The 4,199-nt window shown below is 68.0% G+C and carries 3 protein-coding genes; all 3 read right to left on the bottom strand.

Going from position 1 to position 4,199, the window contains the following annotated elements:
- Nucleotides 1-177: 177 nt before the first annotated feature.
- The 3 genes from D7V88_RS39415 to D7V88_RS39425 all read right to left on the bottom strand — a co-directional run bounded on the left by D7V88_RS39415 (nt 178) and on the right by D7V88_RS39425 (nt 4,014).
- Nucleotides 178-630, bottom strand: a complete 453-nt coding sequence (locus D7V88_RS39415; protein WP_120545666.1) for a deoxycytidylate deaminase — start codon at nt 628-630, stop codon at nt 178-180.
- Between the two features lie 92 nt (nt 631-722).
- Nucleotides 723-1,613 carry a trypsin-like peptidase domain-containing protein gene (locus tag D7V88_RS39420; protein WP_120545667.1) on the bottom strand — a complete coding sequence of 297 codons (891 nt, stop codon included), beginning with the start codon at nt 1,611-1,613 and terminating at the stop codon, nt 723-725.
- 151 nt (nt 1,614-1,764) lie between these two features.
- Nucleotides 1,765-4,014, bottom strand: a complete 2,250-nt coding sequence (locus tag D7V88_RS39425) for a PrkA family serine protein kinase (protein WP_120545668.1) — start codon at nt 4,012-4,014, stop codon at nt 1,765-1,767.
- Nucleotides 4,015-4,199 lie beyond the last annotated feature (185 nt).

Genomic DNA, 4,199 nt, shown 5'->3' on the forward strand with positions numbered 1-4,199 from the left:
TTAGGGAGCACCCTGGGGATTGGCAACCCTGGGTCGGTAATTCTTGCCGGAGTTCTGAAATTCCCGTGTGGAGACGCACACTTACGAATGCATCCAAGTGTCCTTCAGCCAACGGGGATCCCATCCCCTTCCCACCGCGTGTCCAGGGTCTGTCCACCCGTGGACACGGTGCGGCCCTCAGGTGCCGGGGGCGGGAGGCTGGGCGGCGGGACCCACGCCGATGAGCTGGAGGCCCAGGCGGGCGGCGTATTCGAAGATGCGCGGGTCCCGGTAGAACTCGCCGAAGACGATGCGCGTGCAGCCGCTGTTCGCGATCAGCTTGAAGCACGGCCAGCAGGGGCTGGCGGTCGTGTAGATGGTCGCCCCGTCGATGGAGACGCCGTTCTTGGCGGCCTGGATGATGGCGTTGGCCTCCGCGTGGACGGTGGCCACGCAGTGGCCGTTCTCCATCATGTGGCCCACGTCGTCGCAGTGGGGCAGGCCCCGGATGGCGCCGTTGTAGCCGGTGGACAGGATGGTCTTGTCGCGCACCAGCACCGCGCCCACGTGCTTGCGATCACAGGTGGCCCGCGTGGCCACCTGCTGGGCGATGTCCATGAAGTACTGATCCCAATTGCCCCGAGCGGACATGCGCGAACCTCCGGATGACGTGCCCCCGTGCTCTACCGCCGGGGCACGCCCTGTCCAGTTCACGCATCCAGCACGGAACCTGCCACGTCCAATCAGCGACTCGCGGTCTTCTGCGAACCCGCACCGTCCGCGTCCGTGCCGCGCTCCAGCAGGCGGCCGAAGCCCTTCGCCTGGAGAAAGCCGCGCACCTTGGCGCTGGGCGCGGCGAAAGTCTCACCGGGCATGGGGACATCGAAGCTGAAGTTCTGGGCCGCGACCTCGAAGTCCACCTTCGCGGTGCGGTAGCCCTCCACGATGGCCAGGAGCTTGCCCGTCTCCATGCTGAAGATGCCGCCGCCGGAGGCCCCGTAACCGATGGGCGCGTCCGTCTTCAGCATGCGCGGATGCTTCGTCTTCTTGTCCCACTCCACCTGGGACACCATGCCGCCGGAGATGGACAGCGCGCGGCCGTATGGGGATGCCGCCACCACCACGTCCTCGCCCGGCTCCAGCTCGTCGTCGCCGGCCAGGTCCGCCGCGGGCCACGTCACGCCCGTCACGCGCAGGAGCGCCAGGTCCACGTCCGGCACCTGGCCCGTGGCGACCACTTCCGCGGCGTATTCGTGCGACTCCGCGCGCCGGTCCAACACGACCTTGAGCACCGGATCTACCAGGTCGCCCTGCTCCACCGCGTGCGCGTTGGTGAGCACGTAGCTGACGGGCCCCGCGTCACCATTCTCCGTGCCAATCACGACGCCCGACGCCGCGCGGCGCACCTTGCCGGCCTCCGTCGTCACCAGCCGCACGTTGAGCGGGAGGATGCGCCGCACCATCGCCTTGCGCGTCGGCTGGGCCACGGGCGCGGGCATCGAGCGCACGCGCTCCACCACGAGCGGGGCCTGCGTGTGCATCGCGACCGGGGGTTGCGCCGCGCCCGGGGAGGGAGCACTGGCGCACGACACGAGGGCCAACAGGACGGGGGTGCCCAACAGCAACCGGTTCATCAACGCTCCAGGCAGGAAGAGGCGGGACGGGAGACGACGACACACGCGCGAGTCGGCAGCGGTCCCCATCATCCCGAGCCCGGGCCCGGATTGAAAAGCAGGCGGGCAGGCATCCTCTTCTTGCGGGTGCCTGCCCTGGCCCGTCCTCACGTCATGCGTAGCGCTGGCGCATGAGGAACAGGATGGCGTCCTTCGCGCAGAACTCGCAGTAGCCGTAGCGCTCCGCCATCGTCTTGAGCGTGCCCTGCACCTGGGACTGCTCGCGCGCGGAGAGCTGGTTGCGGTCCTCGGAGAGGTACTTGAGGACGTTCTCCTTGTTCTTGCGCAGCACCCGCTTGCGCTCCTCGAAGTAGTGGTCGCGCAGGCGCTTGAACATGTCCGGGAAGATGCGCGGGTAGTCCATCACGCCCTCCGGGTTGTCCAGCCGGTGCGCGCCGATGGAGGCGATGAGCCCCCGGCGGAAGTCCGCGGGCGCCTCACCCTGCGGCATCACGATGGCCTCCACCTCCGCCATGCGCGCCTCGTCCGGCTTCTCCGATTCGCCCGTCACGCGGTTGCGCATCTTCTCCCCGCGCACCCAGTGGCTGACGCTCTGGATGTAGCGCTCCACCAGCTCCCGGTACTGGCCTTCCGACACGAGCCCCATGGAGTCGCGCACCTCCGAGTCCACCCGGTCCAGGTACTCGGTCTCCACCACGCGCACGAAGGCTTCGTGGTCGTGGTAGCCGTCCATGACCTCCTGGAGGAGGAACTCATAGACGCTCTTGTCCTTGCAGAGCGCCTGCAACTCCTCCAGCACCGCCAGCGCGTGCAGGCACTTGTAGTCGGGGTTCTGCGCGGCGTTGAAGAGCGCGGTCTTGATTTCACGCGCGCTGGCACCGGAGCGGCCCTCGTAGTTCGGATACGACTCCGACTCCTCGTACATCTCCTCGCGCAGCTTGAGCAGCTCCTTGGTGTTCGTCGAGCTCAAGCGTCCAGGCGCCCCACCCTCCTGGTACAGGTGCAGCTTCTCCACCGGCGCCACCTGATCCACCAGGGGCTTCACGTTGGGCGGGTAGCGGTCCGGGATGGGCTTCTTCAGGCGCGTGAGCACCGCCCACATCGCGGCCACCTCCGTCGCGTGCGGGGCGACGTGCTTGCCCACGCTGGTGGCGGTGATCTGCGCGTCGTAGATCTCCTGCTCGACCTTGTAGCGGCGCAGGTACGGCACGCGCACCAGTTCGATGCGGCCCTTGAACGACGCGAAGTCCGGCAGCTCCTTGAAGGCGGACAGGTGCTTCTCATTGGACGAAGCGATGAGCACCTCGTCCAACTGGAGGACGAAGGGCTCCAGGGGCACCTCGCTCGTCTCGCTGAAGCCCAGCAGGTACTTGAACGCCTCCAGCGGGCGCTTGAGCAGGTCCGCGTATTCGATGAGGCCCCGGTTGGCGTGCACCAGCGGGCCGTGCGGTTCGAAGAGCACGGTGCTGTGCAGCGCGGCGGGCAGATTCAACTGGGTGCGGTCCGCGGAGATCTGCTGCGCGGCGGCGTCCACGCTCATCTGCGGCTCCACCGTCACCGTGCCCACCTGGTAGCGGCGCGACACGTAGAAGCGCTCCACCTGCACGTGCCGCAGGACCTTGAGGTAGTCCCCGCCGTAGGAGTTGAGCAGCGCGATGTAGATGCGGCGGCACTTGGCGCACAGCTCACCGTCGCGCAGGTAGTCGGAGAGGATGAAGTCCTCCGTCTTCCCGTCGCCCAGGCCCTTCTTCTTGAGCGCGCCCTCCAGCAGGCTCTTGCGCTCCGACGGGGGCACCGCGAACAGCGGGTGGTCGCGCAGCTCACAGGGCATCCGCAGGTCCAGGGACTCCGCATCCAGGTGGGCGAACGTGGTCAGTTCGCCGTCGCCGGAGCCCGTCCCCGGGCGCTCGCCGAAGCCGATGGAGCCCTTGATGAGCTTCTCCGACGGGAAGACCCAGGCGATGCGGTACATGGCCCCCTGGGGCTGGCGGGAATAGTCCTCCATCCCCTGCTTCAGCGCGTTGACCAGGCTGGACTTCGCGCTGCCGTTGGGGCCGTGCAGCATGATGAGCTTGTTGATGCGGCCGGCGCGCACGAAGTTGCCCAGCAGGCGGTAGAGCGCGTTCTGGATCTCCTCCTGCCCGGCGACGCGGCCGTCCCGGTCCGTGGAGGGCGCGTCGAAGACCTTGAAGCGCCGGATGGTCCCGGTGGGGTGCGGCACCTGTTCGGTGCCGTAATGGTCCATCACATCCCGCAGATACTGCGCCGCGTTGCGCGCCTGGCCTCGCGGGTCCGCGAAGAAGAGCGTCAGGTACTCCTCGAACGAGAGGATGGACCGGTTCTTGACGAAGTCGGCGCTGACCTGAGCGCCCACCTCCTGCAGATAGCCCTTCGCTTCCACGGCGGCTCCCCTCTGGTGCGTGGGTGAATCCCTCGGATGTAGCCACGGCGCAGGGCCGTCGCATGTGAACCCCGGGGGAAGACCTTCGTTCCCGTCCCCTGGGATGTAAAGCGAGCTCCCCCTCCCCTGGGGACGGTGTGTTCGGGGGCGAGCGGCCGGCCGGGCCCGTGCCTCAAGCCCGGGGG

Origin of the sequence: Corallococcus terminator, assembly GCF_003611635.1 — a bacterium.
In the GTDB taxonomy this organism is placed as follows: Bacteria; Myxococcota; Myxococcia; order Myxococcales; family Myxococcaceae; genus Corallococcus; species Corallococcus terminator.

Coding starts and splice junctions, on each gene's coding strand:
- D7V88_RS39415 (WP_120545666.1), bottom strand. CDS start 630: ATGTCCGCTCGGGGCAATTGGGATCAGTACTTCATGGACATCGCCCAG.
- D7V88_RS39420 (WP_120545667.1), bottom strand. CDS start 1,613: ATGAACCGGTTGCTGTTGGGCACCCCCGTCCTGTTGGCCCTCGTGTCG.